Here is a 20,038-nt window from a genome sequence, read left to right as displayed (position 1 = left end):
TGTGTCCGCTCCCAGGACGGAGGTCCGGGAGTCAGACGCCTTCGCTCGCTCGAAAGGAGCGAAGGATATAACTAGTGAGATTGACTAAACCAAATTCCGTTATCATTCTCACGACTGGCACGTTCAACTATGTTGTCAAAGATCCGAACTGCATCCACACTAGGCGGGCAGCTTTGGATCAAGGAACTTCCCGGCTATAAGCCTTGGGTCGTGTCCTCGAACTTGTTTGCGCTTGTTTCGTCTTTGTTTTCACTACTTTAGGCTTGCCTTGCTGCCGGCCGCGCTTACTACTCAGTAGTGTTCGACGTTTTAGCGAACTTTCTGAGATTATCTGTTTCTTCATCCCTTGTCAACAACTTTTTGATTTATTTTTGAGAAGTTTTTCTCATAAATAGAATCAGCCCGCTGACCGATCGTTCGCGTACGCAAAATTTCAAAACATCTCTACGGCGCAAAATGTGCCGCGAAGCCTAAGCTTCTATCAAATTTAGCCTGCAGTGACTTGGGTTTGGATTTGGCTGGCCAGTGGCTCAATGCCGCGTCAAACGCTTGGACTGCGCTTCATCTTCCCTTACCGGCCCTTTATTGCTTTGGCGTCCAGGTGCGAAGCTCATTTTCTTACTTCCACACTGAGAGTATCGTGCTTGCCTTATCTTTGCAAGCTCAACCGCTCACTGCGACTTCCTGAGAGTATCAACGACCATGCAAACATGCAACTCCATAGGCTGTGAATAACTTGCCGTTTCTGTAGAAAAGTCGAATTAGGCCAGCAATGACGCGGCATTTTTATCGGCCAAACATTCTTGACCGATCCCTTCCAGCGCGCGAAAAGGGCCTCAACGGGCTCGAAAGCTTTGAGCCATCGAGTTGAAGAGCGGTTTCAACGCTGGATAATCTGGCTCTGGCGCGACAAAAACCATGTAATTGACCGCGCCATCCGGACGGGCCACAGTCACCAGCAGATCTCTCTCCTGGAGGGGAGCGCCGCCGCTTGTCAGTGGAGATCGTCCTTTGAGTTCCACCAGGTTCGCCGGCTGGCCATTGATGGTCGTAGAAGAGATGTCGCCGACCTGCGCCATTCCTTCATTTTGCTGACTCATCTGGCTTGCGATTGCGGAGGTTGCCCGCTCCAAGTCACTCGCGTTGGTCACTGCGCTCTGAAACCGCGCACCCTCGACGATCGCCCCGTAAGCAATTCCCGCTTGCGCAGCACCATTGACGGGAACCAAGGCAACGCTGCCATTCTTCCCTTCCCCTTTTTGCCAGCTCTGCGGATAGCTGATGGAGAAGTTCTTGCCGTTATAGAAGATCATGCGGTCGTTGAGCCCCAGCGCTGTCTTGTCCAGGCGCGCAGTTCCTCCTCCACCTTGAGCGTTGCTGTCGGCCTGTGCAGGAATTACCTGTGCGGGTCCTCCCGGCACTAAGGCGTACTTGCCACTTTGCCTCCACGCTCCGGCCTGCACCTCCTTGGCGGTATAGGTTTTTTCTTTGGTTGCCAGGGCGCGGGCATTGGTAAATGCTGTTGAAGTCACGGTCGGATTTGCTTTTTTCGGCAGGGTCGCGATCTCAGCACCGACGTATTGCATGCGATTTCCGGGGTTGGGATGATCACTGAAGATTTGCGCTCCCCCCTCGCCGTACTTTGCCTGGATCGTCTCGAAAAACTGGGGAAGACCACGGGGATCGAAACCGGCGTCGTAGAGGATGCCTGCCCCTAGAAGATCGGCCTGCTTCTCGTAATCACGAGACATGCGCAAGAAGCCCAGCCCAGTTGCCATTCCGATTCCCTGAGTGGCTAAGGAACCCAACGCGCCGTTTCCGAGTGCGATGGCGGCCCCAAGCTGGCCCAGGGCCGCCCAGGTTCCCACCGACTGCTGTTTGGTCATATTGCAGGTTGAGTGCCGCATCACAACGTGTGAGAGTTCGTGCGCCATCACGCCAGCCAACTGGGACTCGGTTTCCGCGGCGCGAATGGCGCCGACATTCACAAACATTGCACCACCCGGAAGGGCGAAGGCATTGATTTCGTCACTGGCGACAACATGAAAGTTGAATGGCCAGCGATATCCAGGGGTAACGGCGACCAGTTTGGCACCCAACTGTCGCACATACTGGGAAAGCGGAGAGCTATCTGGGAGAACAGGCATCTGCTTGAAAATCTCGGCCGCAACCTTTGCGCCTTCGGTCTGCTCCTGCTGAACACTGAAGGCATTTTTGCAAGGTGGAGGAACCTGAAAACGTGCCCACGCGGCCTGTGTTGCACCACCCAGGACCAGGGCAACCGTCAAAATCATCCTCGCCGGGCTTCCCGATCGAAACATGATCCACTCCTTCTCGTATTCATCACTGCAAGGCTACAAATTGCATAAACGTTGGTCGAGGGAGCAATGCTTTTATGAAGGCTTCGCAATCACTCCAAGATCAGCCATTCCATTTACGAAATACTGCACCGCCAGGGCGACAAGGAGCAAGCCCATGATACGAACTAGAATCCGAATTCCCGTATCCCCCAGAGCCCGAGCTACTTTGTCGGAGTTGCCGAGAACCAAATAGCAAATCATCGCGGTAATGAAGATCGAGCCAAGAATTGCGACCATCTGCCAGTGGTTTTGCGCCTGTCCCACGAGGACCATCACGCTGGCGATCGCGCCAGGACCGGCGAGCATAGGAATTCCGAGCGGAACGATGCCTGCATCTTCCTTGGTGGCCGCAGCCTCAGCATCTCCGCTCGCCTCCTGGGTCGGCGAACGTTTTGCTTCAAGCATGTCGAGGCCGATCAAGAGGAGAATGACACCGCCGGCGATCTCAAATGCCGGCAGCGTGATCCCGAACATCTTGAAGATGTATTGCCCGCCAACTGCAAAGGCGCTCAGAAAGATCAGCGCCGTCAACGAAGCCTTTCGCGCCATTCGGCGCCGCCGTGCATTGTCAGCACCAGCCGTTACCGCCAGAAATGTCGGCAGAGCGGCGAAGGGATCGACCAGAAAGAAGATCGAACTGAGCGCCAGGACCGAGAATCGGACGTAGACCGAGTGCTGCAGGCCGTAGAGACTCACCGACGAGTGGGGCTCGTAGAACACAATCTATTTTCCCACGTCCGATTCACTGACCTGCTCGAGGCAGGCACGATCTGGCCCAGCGGCCGCTCGGAATGGCTATAATGGAAGCTCTACGCGAGGAACGTACATGCCTATACAACCCACTGCAAACATCTGGCACAACGGGCAACTCATTCCCTGGGACAAGGCCCAGATCCACGTTATGAGCCACGTCGTCCACTATGGCTCCTCTGTCTTCGAGGGAATCCGTTGTTACGCCCCCGGCGTATTCCGCTTGCAGGAGCATATGCAGCGGCTGATCGACTCGGCCAAGATCTATCGCATGCCGCTGCCCTACACCGTCGAGCAGCTCTCGGCTGCAGTCATTGATGTGATTGAGGCGAATGGAGTGGCTCCTTGCTACATCCGCCCCATCGCCTTCCGCGGATACGGTGAGGTCGGTGTCAATCCTCTCAAGTCCCCAGTTGAGGTCTACGTCGTCAACTATCCGTGGGGCAAGTATGTTCCCGGTAACGAGGGCGCAGACGTCTGCGTCTCCAGCTGGTCGCGCCTGGCTCCCAACACCATGCCCTCTCTCGCGAAGGCGGGCGCAAATTATATGAACTCGCAGCTTATCCGGATGGAAGCTGAGGTGAATGGTTACGCAGAGGGAATTGCGCTGGACGTGAACGGCTATCTGTCCGAGGGCTCAGGCGAGAATCTCTTCCTGGTCCGCAATGGAGTAATTTACACCACCCCCTTGGCCAACTCCGTGCTCAGCGGCATCACCCGCAACTCGGTTATCACTCTGGCAAAGCAGCTTGGCATGGAAGTGGTCGAACAGACGCTTCCGCGAGAGCTGATTTATATTGCCGATGAAGCTTTCTTTACCGGAACCGCGGCCGAAGTGACGCATCTGCGCTCGGTCGACCGGATCATGATCGGAGATGGAAGCATGGGACCGATTACTTCAGCTCTTCACGAAGAGTTCTTCGGTATCGTCAATGGTCTCAAGGCTGACCGTTACAACTGGCTCACGCCCGTCAATGTGAAAGTCGCGGAGCCTGTGGGAGTTTAGGTAAGACACTATCTAAAAAAGAAAAACGCGAAGCTCGGGGCTTCGCGGTTTTCTTTTTAGTTTGAATGGCTGATCTTCGCGAGTTTGCATCCAAAAGAATGACACTTTCGAGGCACGCTATCGCTGCCGACGGCGGGGCCCGCTGCGATAGTCTTATTAAAGAAGCATATCCACAGCCGAGTTCTTCATGGAGGCTCCATGTCTACCGTTCTCATTACCGGCATCGCCGGATTTATCGGATCAAGTATCGCGCGAGCGCTTCTGGCAGAAGGCGCGCAAGTACGCGGAATCGATAATCTCTCAACCGGCTCGATGGACAACATTGAAGAGATCCGGTCACAAATCGATTTCCGCAGAGCGAACGTTCTGGATCGTGAAGCCCTTTCTCATGCCAGCAGGGATGTGGACTATATCTTCCATGAAGCCGCGATACCTTCGGTCCCCAAATCAGTCGACGATCCCATCGGGACGAATGACCCAAACCTGACAGGGACTCTCTATGTCCTCGAAGCGGCCCGAAAGGCGGGCGCTAAGCGTGTCCTCTATGCTGCATCTTCAGCAGCCTACGGAGATTCTCCTGAACTGCCGAAGACAGAGGCGATGCTTCCCGCCCCTCTTTCGCCCTACGCGGTCCAGAAGCTAGCCGGAGAGCACTACCTTGCCAGTTACTACCGTGTCTTTGGTCTCGAGACTGTCTCTCTACGCTATTTCAATATCTTCGGTCCGCGACAGGATCCCTCGTCACAGTATTCCGGGGTTTTGGCACGCTTTATCTCTCTCATGCTTGCGGGACAAACTCCCACTATCTATGGGGACGGACTCACCAGCCGCGACTTCACCTATATCGACAACGTCGTAAGCGCGAATTTGCTGGCGGCAAAGGCTCCTGCAGAAAAGGTTGCAGGCCAGATCTTCAATGTCGCTACGGGAGATCGCACCACGCTCCTTCAAGCTTTTGAAGAGATCAAGCGGATCACCGGCTACCGGGGAGGCATAAATCATGCCCCAGAGAGAGAAGGCGACATCAAACATTCGCTTGCTGATATCTCCGGGGCACAAGCAGCTTTCGGCTACAAAGTCCTTGCCGATCTCCCTTATGGTCTTGAACAGACGATCGCATGGGCTAAAGAAGCTGTCGCAACCGTCTAAAGATCGGCGGCGACAGGCCGTCCACGAGATCTAAAGCTTGTGGAGATTTTTGGGCATATTTCGCATGCCCAGGACGTGAAAGTCCTTCAGACCGCTCTTATTCACATAAGCCAGCCTATTGTTTCCATTGGGATCAGTGGGTATGAGAAAAAAGCCGTCTTCCAGGACGAAATCCCGAGTATTGCTGATGATCCCCTCGATCATCTCTCCGTCATAAAAGTAAATCCTTACCCACAGCCCTGGAACGATTGGGGAGTTTTCATGGAAATGGAGGGCTTTATGACGTAGGTCACCACTAAAGGTTTTGACGAAGAAGACTGCCTTCGCATCACGCGTCGGAATCTCTTCGATCTCGCCCGTATCCACTAAGGTGAGCTTGATGCGATCGAGCGGAGAATGAGGATCATTCTGCAGCAACTGCTCGATGGAGCCCAGTTCGCTGATCTCCACCGTTCCTCGAATGGTACGATCCTCAAATCGTACTACCACTCGATGGACACCTTCGGCTGCAGCCGCCGCCATAGCGGCTATTTTGGCAGCTACGCGCGATCTTGTGGAGATAGATCGTACTGTTTGATCTTGTAGAGCAGAGCTTTGTAGCTGATCTGCAGATCGTTTGCCGCCGCCTTGCGGTTCCATCCAGTACCCTCCAACACCTGTGCAATCGCAGCTGCTTCGGCGCCACCCTTAAGATTTTTTACCAATGCTTTAAGTCCAGCGCCACTAGCTGATTCCGCTGAAACTCCGCCTGAAGTTTGAGCCGTGGCCGGAGCCAGTTCCTCGAGAATCGCGCGTTCATCGCCAAGGACCAGATAACGATTGACGACATTTTCGAGCTCTCGCAGGTTTCCAGGCCAGCTGTGCGACGACAAGGTGTCCATTAGTTTCTGGGAGAAAGGCAGCGGATCGCGGTCATAACGCCGCGATCCTTTGCGCATGAAATATTCGGCGAGAACAGGAATTTCCTCCTGACGCTCGCGAAGCGGAGGAATGTTCAAGGTGAACCCGTTGAGGCGATAGTAAAGATCTTCGCGGAAGGTCTTGTTCGCCATAGCTTCTTTCATATTGATGTTCGTGGCGGCAATCACACGAACATCTACCCTCATCGGGGAACGGCTTCCAAGCCGTGAGAAGGTTCCGTCCTGAAGAACTTGGAGAAGTTTCGCCTGCAGGATAGCCGGCATCTCTCCGATCTCGTCCAAAAAGATCGTTCCTCCGGAACAGATCTCAAACTTGCCGGGCTTGGTCTTTACCGCGCCCGTAAATGCTCCCTGTTCGTAGCCAAAGAGCTCACTTTCCAGTAGATCCGCGGGAACAGCAGCACAATTGACCTTCAGGAAGGTATTCTGGCTGCGCGCCGACATCTTGTGAGTGTAAAGGGCAAGAATTTCCTTACCGGTCCCGCTCTCTCCCAAGATCAACAACGGGATGTCTGCCCTGGCGACAAGCGATGCCTGCGACTCCAGATCGCGCATACGCTTGCTGGAACGAACAAAGGAATGAGTCTCATTGAGAGGAACTTCCCGCGGCGAATCAGCTGCGGACACCTTCCGACTTGCGGAGGCAAGATGCTCCTCGATCGTCTCTTCGACGTCGGTTCCCACAAAAGGCTTCATCACGATGGCGCGAACGCCAAGCCGGATTACCACTTCCAGATCACGCAATTCAGCGGAACAGGACAGTACAACCACCGGTAAATTAGGACTGACGGATCGAATGTGGGTCAGCAGCGGAAGAGGTTCGCGGCCTGGATGCAGGGCGAGCAAGAGAATATCCGGGGCATCATTCTGTTCCAGCCGATCCAGAAGAGACTTCTCTTCTGAAAAGAGACTCAATGCGTAACGGTCCCCCAGTGTAAGTCGAAGATAGTCCAGCACCGCTAGGTCAGGCTCAAGGATGAGCACCTGCGGACGGGACTTAGCGACTGACTTCAAAGCAGGCATACTATAAGACGGAGAAGCCGACATACCAATACCCCTATGATGCCGATTCGAGTTCTTGCGCCCGAATCTTGCGAGCCTGGCTGGCCTTACAAAGATCGTACCCGGTTTCCCAGCCTCTTACTGTAACTCCATACCACCCGTGAAGTAGGGAGAACTCCCGGCGAGCTACTAGCCGAATTTTAGTTCGGATTAGCCGAAGTGTGACACAAAAATGTTAATAATTTTGCCGATAAAAGAGAAAAATGTTTACCACTCTGCCGAAAAAATCATAGGACATCATCTTGAACTTGGTACATTTGAAGAAAAAATTGGACTATCGACAGCATAGTTACCAAAGTAAAGAGTGATTTGGTTACCTACAAATCATCCTATAAATGCAGGGCCGATGTTCATTTGCAAAAAATCTGCTTTCATGAAGGATTTTTTGAGCGGATTTCCATCCACATAATTTCTTCGTCTAGATAAGTTGGCGCGCTACGTGCTGAGTGAAACGTATTGCACTCATTGCGTCGACTACCCAACAAGACGGGAAAATGACTTGATTCATAATGCCGAATCCGCTGCCTCCTTTAGTCTGCCACCGATGGATATCCTCTTCGGCAAAACCGCGGCTATGCAAGCCGTACGCAATAAAATAGAACGGGTTGCCGAAACCGACGTTCCGGTATTGATCCAGGGGGAAAGCGGGACTGGGAAAGAGATATGCGTACAGTTGCTTCATTCCCTTTCCCTTCGCTCCCGGGGAAGTCTGGTAAAAGTCAGTTGTCCGGCCATTCCTCACTCCCTGCTTGAAACGGAGTTGTTTGGCTATGAAAAAGGGGCCTTTACCGGTGCGGCGAGTACAAAGTTGGGCCGGGTGGAACAAGCCCATAATGGAACTCTCTTCCTAGACGAGGTAGGAAGCCTCGATCTCAACGTTCAGTCAAAGCTTTTACAGGTCTTACAGGATGGAACCTTTGTCCGCGTTGGAGGACATGAATCTCGCTCCATCGCTACCCGGCTGGTTTCGGCAGCGAATGGCGATCTAAGGACTCAGGTTGAAAATGGAACGTTTCGACTCGACTTCCTATTCCGTATTAATGCCGTAACGATCAACCTGCCCCCCCTGCGTCAGCGGATTGCGGATCTCCCGGTGTTGATCGACCACTATATTGAGCATTATTCGCGGATATTCCGTCATACGCCGGAACTACTGTCGAAGAGCGCGATACGGCTCATGCAAAGCTATCACTGGCCAGGAAATATCCGGCAACTAGAAAACCTGATTCGCAGCTATGTTCTGATCGGCAGTGAAGATGCTCTGGTCGCGGAATTGATCCCGGAGCAGCCTCGAAGCGGGATCACTGCCGAGATCGATCTCAGTGAGCCGATCTCCTTGAAAGACATTACCCGCCAGGCTACCCACGATCTTGAGAGGCAGATCATTCTGAAGGTTCTGCAGGCAAACAGCTGGAACCGGCAGAAAACCGCGAAGTGGCTGCAGATCAGCTATCGATCCTTGCTGTATAAGCTCAGCGAAGCTGGGATGCCGGAGGTTCCTCCGCGACCTCTACGGACGTCCACCACGAAGAGAAACGGCAGCGCAATCGGTCCAGTTCAGCCTTTGTCGACGCCGCGTACAAGACTCTATTGATTGAGCATGTCATTTGGGGTGAATTGAGCTTCGAGTGTATCCATCAGAATGTCTGCTACCTCCCCGCTGACATCTTCCCAGCTCCGACTGTGGTGGGCAGCCATCGCTTGGGCGTCCCATGTGCGCGATAGAACCTCATCGAGTGCCAGCGCAAGCGCTTCTGCGTCCCTAGGTGGAACGAGACAACCGCTCGACCGATCCATCAGCTCAGGAATTCCACCAACCTCCGTCGCCACAACAGGCCGACCAGAGGCGAGAGCCTCGATGATCACATTGGGACAGCCTTCCCGATAACTCGGCAGGGTGATCAGATCGGACGCCGCCATCCAGGTAGCAACCTTGTCGGTGGGACAGGAAGGAACTAGCGTTATCTGGCCGGAGAGGTTACTGGAAGCAATTAAGTCAATGAGTTCCTGACGCGCTGGCCCATCTCCGACGATCCAAGCGTGCAGCCGGGGACGCCGGGTTCGTAGGGCTGCAAGAGCCGAGACCAGTTCGCCTAGCCCTTTGGCCATATCGAGTCTCCCGACATACACCACCGCTTCAGCATCGTCAGGAACATCGACAGAAGCGCGTGCCTGAACTCGGTCACGAGGATAGAAGACGCCGGTGTCGCAGCCATTCAGAACGGCCCTGCTTCGCTCGGCCTGTGCTCCTAGTCTGTGTGCCGTACGTAGAAGATCGCCGCTGACAGTGATCGTGAAATCCGCTTCGCGAAGCACGCGACGAGTAAGCCATCCGCAAAACGGGTCGGGAATGACATTCAGGTCCGAGCCAATCGCGGTGACAACAAGTGGAATCCGAAGGGCACGAGCTACTCGAAGTGCAGCGTCACCATCGGGATAAACGATGTAGTTCAGAATGATGTCGGGGCGATAGGCCCGAATACGGGAGAGAATGCTGCGGCCTGCAGAGAATCCGTTCAACGGACGTGACACCGCAGGAAGCGCAAAATAGGGGATGTACTCGACTGCGACCCCAGCTACCCGGTGGTCAAAGTTGATTTTGCGGCCAGCGCGACTCTGCGGCGTAAGCATAGGAGGATATTGCGATTCAGGATAGAAGACCTTGAGATCGCAGTTTTGCGCAAGAATGCGCAATGTCTGATACGCAGAGTGGCCGGCCCAGGGCTCGTGTGAGGTGGGGAAATATCGTGTAATGACCGCAACTCTCATGAATTGAACCGCTCATTTGTCCGACGATCCCCTTTGACAAGATCCTTCAGCAGGGCGGCGTAGCGCGCTGTAAGTGGCCGGCGATGATAGGCCGCGATACGGTCGAAGTCGGGCTTTAAAGTCCCTGTGAACTCGACCGCATCTTCCAGCATCTTCCGGATCGCATGGGGATCGTTCACATCGGCCCACTTTCCGGCACCAGTCTCCTCAAGGAGACGTCGCACATCGCCCTGAGGATGAACCGCCCCAAGGATTGGTTTGCCTCCGCCAAGATAGTCATAGAACTTTGCGGCCACGTTGATCTTGTCGTGTGTGATCAGCAGCAGATAATCGGAATCTTGGATAGCGGCGAGCGCCTCAGCCTGTGGAATGAATCCTCTCAACTCAATCGTGTCTCCCAGTGAGAGCAGTTGCTTCCGATATGCCGGCTCTTCTATGTGGCCGATGAAGCGGATATGTAAGCGAGATCGAACTGCCTCAGGGAGGCTGCGAACCGCCTCGACAAAATTGCCGGGGGCGGTGGATCCATAGACTGTACCAATGTAAGTAAGGACAACCTGCCGTTGGAGCGACCGCGAAAGGTTGGACTGGGGTTGAGCCTGGGGTGGAGGAGCATCATACCCATTCTCAATGCAGAGGAACTTCTCCGGAGGTACATCAGGATAGCGGGATTGAAGCTCGCTGCGCGCCGCCTCCGTTACCAAAACAACCGTCGTTGCATTGCGAACAGCTTCGCTCTCTGTTCTCTCAGCAACGATTCGAGCACGGTCGTTGTTGTTAAAGCTGACGAGATCCAGCGTTGTGGTGAGCCACTCGTCACGAAAATCCACGACAATCGGCAATGCCGGAAAAAGCTTCCTGAGACGTGTGACGACTTTCAGACTTGAATATGGAGGGACCGTAATCAATACGGCATCGATCGAGCGCTCGCGGATAATGCGAACTGCCGCCGGAAGAGCGAAAGGAAGCCAACCGAGTTGAGGGTCAGGCAGAAGCAGATTGCCTATCAGGCGCTTCAAGGAATTCCTGCTCTTCGTATCCGCTTGAGAATCGTTTCCTAGAGAAGACTTTCCCTTCCCTCCAGTAATGACTTTTTTCACTGACTTGCGGAGCCAGAAAGGGAGATCTAAGGTCCAGCTGCGATGTACATTGACGACTTCTGGAACCTGCTGAAGCAATGTCAGGTCTTTGCCCACCGCAGGAGCGTTGCGGGCAGTCAGGACATCGACGCGAACACCGTTCTCAGGCAAATACTTCGCCAGCGAGAGGGCTCGCAACACACCAACGCCTCCGGCCGGCGGAAAAGAAAATGTAATCAGGAGTAGATTCAAGTTTAGCGAGCCCCAGCAGGAATCCCGGTCATCTCCGAGCCGGAATGCGAGCCTGGATAGAGAGGGCCGGTGAGAGCTTCCACCGCGCAGAACATATCATAGGCGCTCGCCCAGCGGAGCTCAATGCTACGCTTCTGAGTCTCTTCATGGAGCCAACGGAACATCTGCTCCAAACCTCCAGCATGTGCACCTGTTCCCAATAAGGCATCTGCGTTATCTTCACGAGCCCCATGCGTGTGAAGTTTAAGAAACATTTCGTCACCAATCTGTGCAGCTAAATCAAGCCAGCGACGAACGCGCTCCCTCGTCGGCGGATCATTGTGGGCGATCTCTCCCATTTCCACTCGAGGTATCAGTCGCCCTGAGAATCGCAGCCCTGCGGGGCCAGTGATCATCAAAAGATCGCCTTGGGATCCTCCCCCGACAGAAGCTTCAATCCCGCGATCAAACGCCTTCGGGCGGCCTGGCGTTCCGGTACACCAATAGACCTGGTTCAGGATTCTTCCCTGTGTTGGCGATGGGATCGATGGCATGGTGAAGTCGGCGTAGCAACCCAGGTCGCGTAGAAGCTCAATCTCACCGGTCAGCCCACAGTCAAGCCCGTCTGGGCGAGAGTTATCCAGTGCCCAGTTGCCGTGGATAAAGCCAAAGACCATGCGACCCCGATGGTCATGTAGAAGACCATGATCATTCCTTAATCTACGGCAAAAATCAGTGATTTTTCCTATAAAGCCTTCTGCGGTTTCACGATGATGATGGATGTGAACTTCAACATCGCCAATTCCCTGTTGCGTCATCTCTGCCAAAGGATCAAGTAACTCGGACCTGTATTCTTCCTGTGGATAGAAGAAGCTGTAGCAAGGCATCTTGCCTGTGGAATCACGGGGGGCGTCGCTGGCGATCCGTGGCCACGCCTCCTGCCAACGAGCGACACGGCGTAGTGCCGTTTCCATGGGCGCCTTTTGGCACAACGGTTCATAATGGTCGGTGATTCCCACCCATAAACGTCGGGTTGCAGGTCGGCCCAATACACGCCGCGTACGGTCGCGGAGGTAGCCTGGAAACCATAACTCAGCATGTCGTGGAAGTTTCATGGCTATTCGGCCCGAGTGAATCGTACAGGAACGGTGAGAGTGCGATTGCCCGTTCTTCGGGGTATGCTAGTTATCCCTCTCATTTGGAATTCGAGATGCACTAATATTGCATTGGGACTTCAGTATCTATTTTATGGGACTTTTTCTAACGCTACTGTACATTCTGACGGCGTATATCGGTCCCGAGACCTTGTGGGGTCCTATTTATGAATTCCATATCGAAATTATTCTAGCTGCCCTGGCGCTGGTAGCTTCCCTGCCCGGAATTCAACGATCAAAGCTACTGACTATGCCCCAGAGCTATGCGTTGGTCGGCATGTGCATTGCAGTCTTTTGTTCGATGGTACTGACGGGGTGGCTTGGTTCTATTCTGCCGGCCGTGCTTGGCTTTATCCCGAATGCTTTTACGTTCTTCTTGGTTGTGGTGAACTTCAGGACGAAGAAGCACCTGCAACTGTTGGTCCTGACGTTGTTCTTTGTGAGCGCATTCACAATCTTCCGAGGATATTCGGCCTTGCGGGCGGGCGATTTCCTTAATCCTTATTTGATGCCCCAGGGCAACGATGAAGGAACTTTCTATCGGCTTCGGGGCATGGCGTTCATCAATGATCCCAATGATTTTGCTCAAGTGATGGTCAGTCTGATTCCATGCATGTTCTTCTTCTGGAAGAAGGGAAGCCTTCCACGTAATATTCTGTTCGTTTTAGCACCGGTTGCGTGGCTGGTGTTTGGGATGTATTTGACCCATTCCCGAGGCGGAATCATAGCTCTGCTCGCTATCGTTCTGTTCGGAGCAAGACGTAAGATAGGCACCATCCCCGCAACAATTATCGCCGGAGCCCTCTTCGCGGTCACCAGCGTAGTGGGCTGGTCTGGGGGCCGCGACGTCTCAGTAGAAGCTGGCGCAGGCCGCATGGAGGCCTGGGCGGTAGGCATTGACCTGCTCAAGGCGCATCCTCTCTTCGGAGTGGGATTTCAGCGATTCGGCGAGTACTTCTTCATTACCGCCCACAACACCGTGGTCGTCTGTGCGGCTGAACTCGGGATGTTTGGCCTCTTTTGGTGGGTTCTGTTCGTTATTCCCACCATCCGAGATGCCATGGTTTGCTCTGTTTCAAAGGAACCTAAGCCTCTTGAAGAAGATAGCTTTTCTTATGATCGCGCATTGAATGTGGCCCGGGGGCCCCTAGCGCGATTTGATAGGTCGGCAACTGGATCTTCGTTTGCAAAGAACATCAACTCCCCTGTCCTGCTTGAAGAGGCCTCTGTTTCGGAGACAGAAGTAAAAACGCCGCTACATCTTGCCATTGACCTGAATGAGCCGCAGCCCTCATCCCCGGAAGAGATCGAGCGCATCGCGCGACTCATGCTGATCTCGATTGTCGGCTATTTCGTAGCAGGATGGTTCCTATCGCGCGCCTACGTCATGACCCTTTTCATCTATGGCGGGATGGTTCAGGTGATCTATTCCATGGCGTTGGTCAGCAAGATTGCACCGCCAAGGATGAATGCATTCAAGGCAGTTCAATATGCCGCAATCGGATCCGTCGGACTGATCTTTGTGGTCTACATCATGCTGCGGCTCCAGCACTTGATGCCGAAATAGGATTCAGGACCTTACATCGGTTGAAAGGCGTGAAAGATCATCTTCAACCCTCGCATGGAGTTGGTTACGAAGATCAATCCCAAAGCGAAATAAGCCAGGGTAATGGCATTCGCGACGTGATAGATCACTTTATTCTCACGATATTTGGCATAACGAACCTTCCCCAGACGCTTCTTCAGGAAGAGCGTGTAGTAGTGAACGACGACTACGCCGACCGCATGCCATAAGCCATAGACTACGAAGTTCCAGCCCGCCCCGTGCCATATTCCCATCAGCACAAAGACGATGGCGATGGCCAGAGCGATACAGTGCGGCGCTGAAGCTGGACCAAAGCGGCGAATGAGGGTCTTCGACAACGGCACAAAGACCATATCGCGCATGTAGTTGGTCAGCGTCATATGCCAGTGCGCCCAGAACTCCTGCAGGTTCCGTTTGTTGAAAGGTCGATCAAAGTTTTCGTGTACGTGAATGCCAAGCAATCCGGAGACGCCAATAGAGATATCGCAGAAGCCGGAAAAGTTGAGGTATAGATAAGCACAGTATCCAGCCACTGCGATTGGAAAATCGATCCAATGATGCGGCAAACCATCTGCCAGCAGGCCATCGTAGGTCAACTGATTGGCGAGGTTTCCCAGAAAAATGTACTTCGTCAGACCAATGAGAATTCGCGCCCAGCTTCGACCAATTGGCGTGATGGAGCGATCAGGGGCAGCCAGTGAGTTGTGAAAGGCGCTGTAAGGGTTGATCGGCCCAATGGAAAGAGTCGGCACGAAAAAAGCAAAGGAGAGGTATTCCGCAAAGCTGGGCAGTGGGACGATTCCATTTCGGATCTCATGCACCATATACGTGAGCCGAAAGGCCATGTAGGAGAGCCCTAGAAAAAAATCCGCGAAAACCTTGTTTGAAAAGGGCGCTGGAACGAAGCTTTGCGTCCAGCTTCCAGGAACATACTTAACGAGGGCGAGAATCAGAATTGGGAAAAAGAGGGGCAGCCAGGAGCCCAGCTTCTTTTCAAGCAAAAGATACTGCACCGCAACAAGCAGAACATAAACCACGAACATCACAGTCGAGAAGACGAAGTATTGCTTCACGTCGTGAAGACGTACTCCATAAGTTCCCCGTGAAATGCATACAGCAAGTGCAAAGACAAGATTAACGATGGCAAACGCCGCCATGCGGAATTTACCAGGTGGCAAGCGCAACACGATCCAGGCCGCCAGAGGAAACAGAAGAAATGGAACCGCCAACGTTACAAGGAGCAGCGAATTCGACAAAAAATGAGTAAGGCCGGGTGGCATCGCGAGCGGGTTCCTCTGGTTAAAACGCCTGATAAACGAGGTTGACTGAGAGCGAGTCGGGGGTAATGAACAGGGTCAGCGTGATCGCCGCGATGCAAAGTGCAAAGAGAACCCCAACGAGGACGGGATGCGGCTTACTGGATGGTATTGCCATGGACCTCCCTCACATAGAGATCCAGCACCGCCGGCGTAATCGCGCGCGTGAAGAATTCTTTGCCGTTGTCATTGAAATGCTGATCGTAGTAGTAATTGCTAACCTCGGATGGCGGCGTATCGTGGAAAAGAGTTGCTGAAGGAATTCCGAGAATTGGAGCGGACGGAAGGCCAATGACATCCGGCCAGTACATGCGTTCAGGCACGCGGGTCATTCCCTTCTCCAGGTCTTCCGGAATGTGCATCATGGCAAATGGAATGTTGTACTGTTTGGCCAGATTGCCGATCTCTCGTGCCCAGTGCCGATGATAGGGTCCCAGCGGAAGGCCATCGAAGTCGAAGTGCTGATCCTCCGGTCCATGCGAGAACATGCTGCCCGTGGGTATCGTCGGTGGCGTTCGCGGCTCAGCAACGAAGGGGCCGCCAAAGTATCCCACCGATCCATACTCCGATTGCGACCCAAGCCGGGTGACAAGCTGGCGATTCTGCACCAGTCGATTGGGTCGCAGATAGTTAACGAGTTGTCTGGGTGCACCCAGTACCTGAGCCCCGTAGATCGCCAGCCTGTCGCGCAAAGAGAGATCCGAGGTCGATCTGGGAAATTCGCCCCATCGCATCCATCGATATGCCTGAATATGCGGAGAGTCACCGACCAAAGCTAAGGTGGGCATGTCCATCACGACCATCCCCACCTTGTGATGTTCAAGGAAATCGTGCATCAGCATGTACTGCATATCCAGGCCTTGCCATTTGAGCGAAAGGTAGCTAATCTTTGCCGGCCTTCCCAGCTTTGCGCTCAATTGCCGCTGCACATACCCCATGTCGACGCCACGCACCATCAACGAACTACCCACGAAGAGAATGTCGACCGGCCCCTTTTCTTCAAAGATCTCGTGTTCGTCAAATGGACCCATGCCGGTCTCTACGCGGATTCCGCTATAGACGCGGTCGCGCGGAGGCAGACCCACGATCGACATCAGTATCGGGAACGTAAGCAGAGTCGCGATAACGAGGATCAAGGCTACCGCATGGCGGTTCGACCAGATCGCAGGGAACATTTAGACCTTTGCGCCTTCGTTCATGCGTCGCTGAATCAGATCGGCAAACTCGCCCAGGTTTTTCGTCGCTTCTACCTCTCCAACTCGAAACCGGACGTTGAAGGCCTTCTCCACACCCAGAACGAGAGAGATCTGCAGCAGAGAGTCCCACTCCTCTACGTCGTTGGCGCTCAGCTCGGGCGTGACCTTGACGTCGTCTAAAAACACATCGTCGAAGACAGTTTGCATTGTTGCAAGGATTTCAGTTTGGGTCATAAGCTCTCCGGTCAATCTGAATATGAGTTCTTCGCGGTACAAAATCTTCAAGAATCAACTGATACGTGGTGCGATCCGGGGTCTCCTCCACTAGGGAAAACCCCATGCGCGGGAAGAGATCCTTTACCATGCCATTCTTCTCGGTAGGCAGATATTGACCCACAACCATTGTGCAGCCACGTTGTAAGGCGAGACGGGCAATCTCGTTGACGACTTCATCCTCCATCTGGCGCTTTAGAACGCGGCAACTCATCAGCCATGTATCGACGATAGCGGTCTTTCCTTCAGCCTTAACAATCACCACGGAGATCAGGCCGTTATCGCCAAATTTATCTGCAAGGCGCACACTGAACCCGTAGTAGTCATGATTCGTCAGCAATGCCTCCACCTCGGTTTCACTGCGTCGGCGAGTGGTGACATTGAACTGATTGCTCTTGTTGATCAGCTGCGAGATTCGAGGAACATCCACTCCGCTGAACTCGCTGATGGTACTGTGCATCTCGAGAGATGCCAGGTAAGCCTCCATATCTGTCCCCGCGTTCATTGCCTGAGCGCGTGCAGCCTGCTGTTGATATTGTTCGCCGCGTCTCAGGTCGTCATCAGTAATGGAACGGGGCTCGAAAAATCGGGAATTGAGAAGCTGCGAGGCATACTCCGCAGGATCGGGACCAAGCCAAATGGTCTCAATCTCGGGAACGAACTGCTTCACGATCTCAATCTCTGCAGGATTGTCATCGACAAAGACAATGGAATCGAGGCCCAGGTTCAGCTCCTGGGCGATTCTGCGAAGATTTTCCGACTTGGGCTCCCAATTTGCCTGAAAACAGGCAATGTCTTTGAGCCGCAGAATCATCTCAGGATGCTTCTCAAATGGCTCGGCGGCATTCTTGTAATCATTTTTACTGCAAACAGTCAGAATGACGCCCCGTTGCGCCAAAGAAGCTATGGCAAGCTGAAACTGTTTAAAGGCCTCCCCACGGGGGTGTGTTCCTCCGATCTCGATGCCAGTCATTCCATCGTCCCCGATCACGCCTCCCCATAACGTATTGTCGAGATCGAGCGCCAGCACTTTCTTCGAAGGCCGATGCAAAGAGCTAACGATCCCGGCCACCTCCCGCGCAATACTTACAGCGAAATCGGAAGAATATAGCTGTTTTGTCTCAAACCATGCACGCTCGTCATAGCTAGACGCTGCCCCAAGGCGGGTCGCCAGGAACTCCGCATCACAGACATGGACATAAAAAGGCGCATTGAGGCCTAGCTCGAGGTTAACCAATTTGCGGAAGTTCCAATTTGAGCCGAGAGTTCGCACACGGAAGGGGCCGGGGTCGAACTCCGCTGCAGGAAGAAAGTTTGCAACAATGACTTCAGCGCCTGAGCGCTCGTGCGCCATCCTGCAAAGACTTAACAGGTCTTCTGCAGTCTTCATCGCCCCCGCGCGTTGCAGTTCCTTCGGATCGGTCATCGATCCTTGATAAACACAGCGTTGACTTGAGGGAATCAGAAAGATTACATCCGGCTTGAACACGTATAGTTCACTCTCAGGATCGAGAATCTCCGCGATGTAGTTGTCGTAATCACCCTTCCAAAGCTCAATCTCCCACCATCCTGCTGAAGATCCGGCTCCGATCATCTGCTGTATCAGCTCGTGCAAAGGATAAAGGCTTGAGCCTCCGACCATGGCCAGGCGGATTGTCTTATCGATACCGCCGGGAATGCCGGCCCGAAGCGCCTTCTTGCGCAAAGTGGTTAGAGCGAGTACCTCAGAAAAATCAGTTGCGCTTCTAGTAGCCGCTCGGAGCGCAGGCCAGAATTCCGTGGATCTCTGCCCCAGCAACTCACGCACATCACCAAGTCCGTTTTTTGATTTCGGTGGCTGGACTATAGCTTCACTACTCATACCGCACAACTCCTCTGCTGAATTGCCCCTCGATCGCTAAGATATGCGCGTCCGGCAATAATCCTGTCTGCTTGCGAAAAAACGGTTGTTTTCAAAATCTGCAACTGAGTAAGGATAACGTTGGCGCGTAGCTGAGAATATGCGTAGCAGTTAGTATTATGTAGATTCGAATTCAGACTCTTGTTTTTCTCTGCAATGGAATTGACCCGACGCTTCGCATGAAGATCATTCACGTTGTCTACAGTCTTGAGATGGGCGGAGCGGAGATTCTCGTAGCTCAGCTCTGTCGCCTTCAGAGAGAGCATGGACACGATGTTTCGGTGATTGCTTACAGCAACCTTGGTACTCTTGGCGAACAACTTCAGGCTGAAGGTATCCCCGTCCTCGTTCTCGGCGAAGCTCCTCTGCCCAAAACCTTTGTGCGGTTCCTCGGCGAGTTCCGACGTCTCCGTCCTGACATTGTCCATTGCCACAACCCAGCACCGACGCTTCAGGCTGCCATTCCCGCGAGGCTCGCGGGCGCCCGCTCCGTTCTCTCGACTCGCCATAGCCTTGTTGCCCCGCCATATGAAAAGGGCGCCGAGATCCTTTTTAATTTTGTTGCGCGTTTTTGCGACTGGGTCGTCGGCATCTGCGATGCCACCTGTGAAAACCTGCGACATACCCCTGGTGCTCTTCGCAGTCGTCTTGTACGCATCTACAACGGCGTAGATCCCGTAATTCCCGTCGCGGCCGCCGATCAACCAGTCAAGAGCGGCTTGACGTTGCTGTTCGTTGGGCGCCTCGCTCCTATAAAAGATCTTCCGACTCTGATTCGCGCTGTAGCAGTTGCGGTGCCACGCATTCCTGATCTTCATCTTTGGGTGGTAGGCCATGGAGCAGAACGGCCGCAACTCGATCTTCTTGTCGCCCAATTGGGAATTGAGGATCATATTACCTTTTGGGGGGAACGCCTCGACGTTGCGGGATTCTTCACTGCTGCGGATATCTACTGCATGTCGTCTACGTCCGAAGGTCTTCCGATGTCCCTTTTGCAAGCCATGTCGGCTGGCTTGCCTTCCATTGTGACGGATGTAGGCGGCATGGCGGAGGTGGTCAGGAATGCTGATGCCGGTCTGACCGCTCCTGTTGGTGACGCCGCGGCGATAGGTGAAGCGATCGTTCAACTCGCATCTGATTCTGTGAAAAGAAGCCTTCTCGCCGAAAACGCCCGGGCAGCCTACAACGAGCACTTCACGCTTGGACACATGGACGCGTCCTACATGGAGCTCTACCAGCGCCGTCCCTGAAATCGACAAACTATCACCCTCACTTCCAAAAATTGGCG

At 53.6% G+C, this 20,038-nt stretch carries 17 protein-coding genes; 5 read left to right on the top strand and 12 right to left on the bottom strand.

Going from position 1 to position 20,038, the window contains the following annotated elements; all coding sequences use genetic code 11:
- Nucleotides 1-836: 836 nt before the first annotated feature.
- Together AC5S26_RS14475 and AC5S26_RS14470 are read right to left on the bottom strand one after the other, a co-directional pair.
- A complete protein-coding gene (locus tag AC5S26_RS14475) occupies nt 837-2,321 on the bottom strand; it encodes a M48 family metallopeptidase (protein WP_494185618.1) in 1,485 nt (494 codons plus the stop codon).
- 72 nt (nt 2,322-2,393) lie between these two features.
- Nucleotides 2,394-3,080 carry a MarC family protein gene (locus tag AC5S26_RS14470; RefSeq protein WP_494185617.1) on the bottom strand — a complete coding sequence of 229 codons (687 nt, stop codon included), beginning with the start codon at nt 3,078-3,080 and terminating at the stop codon, nt 2,394-2,396.
- A gap of 106 nt (nt 3,081-3,186) precedes the next feature.
- Here AC5S26_RS14470 and AC5S26_RS14465 point away from each other — a divergent pair, with 106 nt between their 5' ends.
- Together AC5S26_RS14465 and AC5S26_RS14460 are read left to right on the top strand one after the other, a co-directional pair.
- Nucleotides 3,187-4,116 carry a branched-chain amino acid transaminase gene (locus AC5S26_RS14465; protein ID WP_494185616.1) on the top strand — a complete coding sequence of 310 codons (930 nt, stop codon included), beginning with the start codon at nt 3,187-3,189 and terminating at the stop codon, nt 4,114-4,116.
- 198 nt (nt 4,117-4,314) lie between these two features.
- The gene (locus tag AC5S26_RS14460; protein WP_494185615.1) at nt 4,315-5,265 is read left to right on the top strand and encodes an SDR family oxidoreductase; all 951 of its coding nucleotides are present in this window, start codon (nt 4,315-4,317) and stop codon (nt 5,263-5,265) included.
- Nucleotides 5,266-5,295: 30 nt separating this feature from the next.
- On the opposite strand, the gene AC5S26_RS14455 is transcribed toward AC5S26_RS14460, so the two are convergent.
- Together AC5S26_RS14455 and AC5S26_RS14450 are read right to left on the bottom strand one after the other, a co-directional pair.
- Nucleotides 5,296-5,787 carry a DUF6982 domain-containing protein gene (locus AC5S26_RS14455; protein ID WP_494185614.1) on the bottom strand — a complete coding sequence of 164 codons (492 nt, stop codon included), beginning with the start codon at nt 5,785-5,787 and terminating at the stop codon, nt 5,296-5,298.
- A 17-nt stretch (nt 5,788-5,804) separates the two neighbouring features.
- Complete coding sequence (locus AC5S26_RS14450) at nt 5,805-7,208, bottom strand: sigma 54-interacting transcriptional regulator (protein ID WP_494186119.1); 1,404 nt, start codon at nt 7,206-7,208, stop codon at nt 5,805-5,807.
- A 538-nt stretch (nt 7,209-7,746) separates the two neighbouring features.
- Between AC5S26_RS14450 and AC5S26_RS14445 the strand changes: the two genes are divergently transcribed.
- Nucleotides 7,747-8,841: a sigma-54 interaction domain-containing protein gene (locus tag AC5S26_RS14445; protein WP_494185613.1), complete on the top strand. Its 1,095-nt coding sequence runs from the start codon at nt 7,747-7,749 to the stop codon at nt 8,839-8,841.
- Here AC5S26_RS14445 and AC5S26_RS14440 read toward each other — a convergent pair.
- From AC5S26_RS14440 to AC5S26_RS14430, 3 genes are read right to left on the bottom strand one after another with little or no spacing between them, the layout of a single operon-like run.
- Complete coding sequence (locus tag AC5S26_RS14440; protein WP_494185612.1) at nt 8,835-10,016, bottom strand: glycosyltransferase; 1,182 nt, start codon at nt 10,014-10,016, stop codon at nt 8,835-8,837. The genes AC5S26_RS14445 and AC5S26_RS14440 overlap by 7 nt on opposite strands.
- Nucleotides 10,013-11,296, bottom strand: coding sequence for a glycosyltransferase (locus tag AC5S26_RS14435; protein WP_494185611.1), 1,284 nt, complete (start codon nt 11,294-11,296; stop codon nt 10,013-10,015). Before AC5S26_RS14435 ends, AC5S26_RS14440 begins: the two co-directional genes overlap by 4 nt.
- Nucleotides 11,297-11,349: 53 nt before the next feature.
- On the bottom strand, nt 11,350-12,300 hold the full coding sequence (locus tag AC5S26_RS14430; protein WP_494185610.1) for a hypothetical protein: 951 nt from the start codon (nt 12,298-12,300) through the stop codon (nt 11,350-11,352).
- Between the two features lie 274 nt (nt 12,301-12,574).
- Between AC5S26_RS14430 and AC5S26_RS14425 the strand changes: the two genes are divergently transcribed.
- Complete coding sequence (locus AC5S26_RS14425; protein ID WP_494185609.1) at nt 12,575-14,047, top strand: O-antigen ligase family protein; 1,473 nt, start codon at nt 12,575-12,577, stop codon at nt 14,045-14,047.
- An 11-nt stretch (nt 14,048-14,058) separates the two neighbouring features.
- Here AC5S26_RS14425 and AC5S26_RS14420 read toward each other — a convergent pair whose 3' ends face one another.
- Genes AC5S26_RS14420 through AC5S26_RS14400 form a run of 5 tightly spaced genes read right to left on the bottom strand, consistent with a single transcriptional unit; the run spans nt 14,059 to nt 18,711 of the window.
- Complete coding sequence (locus AC5S26_RS14420) at nt 14,059-15,345, bottom strand: MBOAT family O-acyltransferase (RefSeq protein ID WP_494185608.1); 1,287 nt, start codon at nt 15,343-15,345, stop codon at nt 14,059-14,061.
- A 19-nt stretch (nt 15,346-15,364) separates the two neighbouring features.
- The gene (locus AC5S26_RS14415; RefSeq protein WP_494185607.1) at nt 15,365-15,499 is read right to left on the bottom strand and encodes a hypothetical protein; all 135 of its coding nucleotides are present in this window, start codon (nt 15,497-15,499) and stop codon (nt 15,365-15,367) included.
- On the bottom strand, nt 15,480-16,556 hold the full coding sequence (locus AC5S26_RS14410; protein ID WP_494185606.1) for a hypothetical protein: 1,077 nt from the start codon (nt 16,554-16,556) through the stop codon (nt 15,480-15,482). Before AC5S26_RS14410 ends, AC5S26_RS14415 begins: the two co-directional genes overlap by 20 nt.
- Complete coding sequence (locus tag AC5S26_RS14405; protein WP_494185605.1) at nt 16,557-16,811, bottom strand: acyl carrier protein; 255 nt, start codon at nt 16,809-16,811, stop codon at nt 16,557-16,559.
- Nucleotides 16,798-18,711 (bottom strand): HAD-IIIC family phosphatase, encoded by a 1,914-nt coding sequence (locus AC5S26_RS14400; RefSeq protein WP_494185604.1) that lies wholly within the window; start codon nt 18,709-18,711, stop codon nt 16,798-16,800. The genes AC5S26_RS14405 and AC5S26_RS14400 overlap by 14 nt, the downstream gene beginning before the upstream one ends.
- A 218-nt stretch (nt 18,712-18,929) precedes the next feature.
- On the opposite strand from AC5S26_RS14400, the gene AC5S26_RS14395 reads away from it, so the two are divergent.
- On the top strand, nt 18,930-20,000 hold the full coding sequence (locus AC5S26_RS14395) for a glycosyltransferase (RefSeq protein ID WP_494185603.1): 1,071 nt from the start codon (nt 18,930-18,932) through the stop codon (nt 19,998-20,000).
- Nucleotides 20,001-20,038 lie beyond the last annotated feature (38 nt).

The sequence above is a fragment of the Edaphobacter sp. FHG110511_03 genome (assembly GCF_059115365.1).
This window is presented reverse-complemented; position numbering and strand designations above follow the sequence as displayed.

What these genes read in the sequence shown, in the direction of transcription:
- AC5S26_RS14440 (WP_494185612.1), bottom strand. Translation starts at nt 10,016, where the DNA reads ATGAGAGTTGCGGTCATTACACGATATTTCCCCACCTCACACGAGCCC.
- AC5S26_RS14405 (WP_494185605.1), bottom strand. Translation starts at nt 16,811, where the DNA reads ATGACCCAAACTGAAATCCTTGCAACAATGCAAACTGTCTTCGACGAT.
- AC5S26_RS14395 (WP_494185603.1), top strand. Translation starts at nt 18,930, where the DNA reads ATGAAGATCATTCACGTTGTCTACAGTCTTGAGATGGGCGGAGCGGAG.
- AC5S26_RS14475 (WP_494185618.1), bottom strand. Translation starts at nt 2,321, where the DNA reads ATGTTTCGATCGGGAAGCCCGGCGAGGATGATTTTGACGGTTGCCCTG.
- AC5S26_RS14410 (WP_494185606.1), bottom strand. Translation starts at nt 16,556, where the DNA reads ATGTTCCCTGCGATCTGGTCGAACCGCCATGCGGTAGCCTTGATCCTC.
- AC5S26_RS14400 (WP_494185604.1), bottom strand. Translation starts at nt 18,711, where the DNA reads ATGAGTAGTGAAGCTATAGTCCAGCCACCGAAATCAAAAAACGGACTT.
- AC5S26_RS14425 (WP_494185609.1), top strand. Translation starts at nt 12,575, where the DNA reads ATGGGACTTTTTCTAACGCTACTGTACATTCTGACGGCGTATATCGGT.
- AC5S26_RS14430 (WP_494185610.1), bottom strand. Translation starts at nt 12,300, where the DNA reads ATGGAAACGGCACTACGCCGTGTCGCTCGTTGGCAGGAGGCGTGGCCA.
- AC5S26_RS14460 (WP_494185615.1), top strand. Translation starts at nt 4,315, where the DNA reads ATGTCTACCGTTCTCATTACCGGCATCGCCGGATTTATCGGATCAAGT.
- AC5S26_RS14415 (WP_494185607.1), bottom strand. Translation starts at nt 15,499, where the DNA reads ATGGCAATACCATCCAGTAAGCCGCATCCCGTCCTCGTTGGGGTTCTC.
- AC5S26_RS14450 (WP_494186119.1), bottom strand. Translation starts at nt 7,208, where the DNA reads ATGCCTGCTTTGAAGTCAGTCGCTAAGTCCCGTCCGCAGGTGCTCATC.
- AC5S26_RS14420 (WP_494185608.1), bottom strand. Translation starts at nt 15,345, where the DNA reads ATGCCACCCGGCCTTACTCATTTTTTGTCGAATTCGCTGCTCCTTGTA.
- AC5S26_RS14455 (WP_494185614.1), bottom strand. Translation starts at nt 5,787, where the DNA reads ATGGCGGCGGCTGCAGCCGAAGGTGTCCATCGAGTGGTAGTACGATTT.
- AC5S26_RS14465 (WP_494185616.1), top strand. Translation starts at nt 3,187, where the DNA reads ATGCCTATACAACCCACTGCAAACATCTGGCACAACGGGCAACTCATT.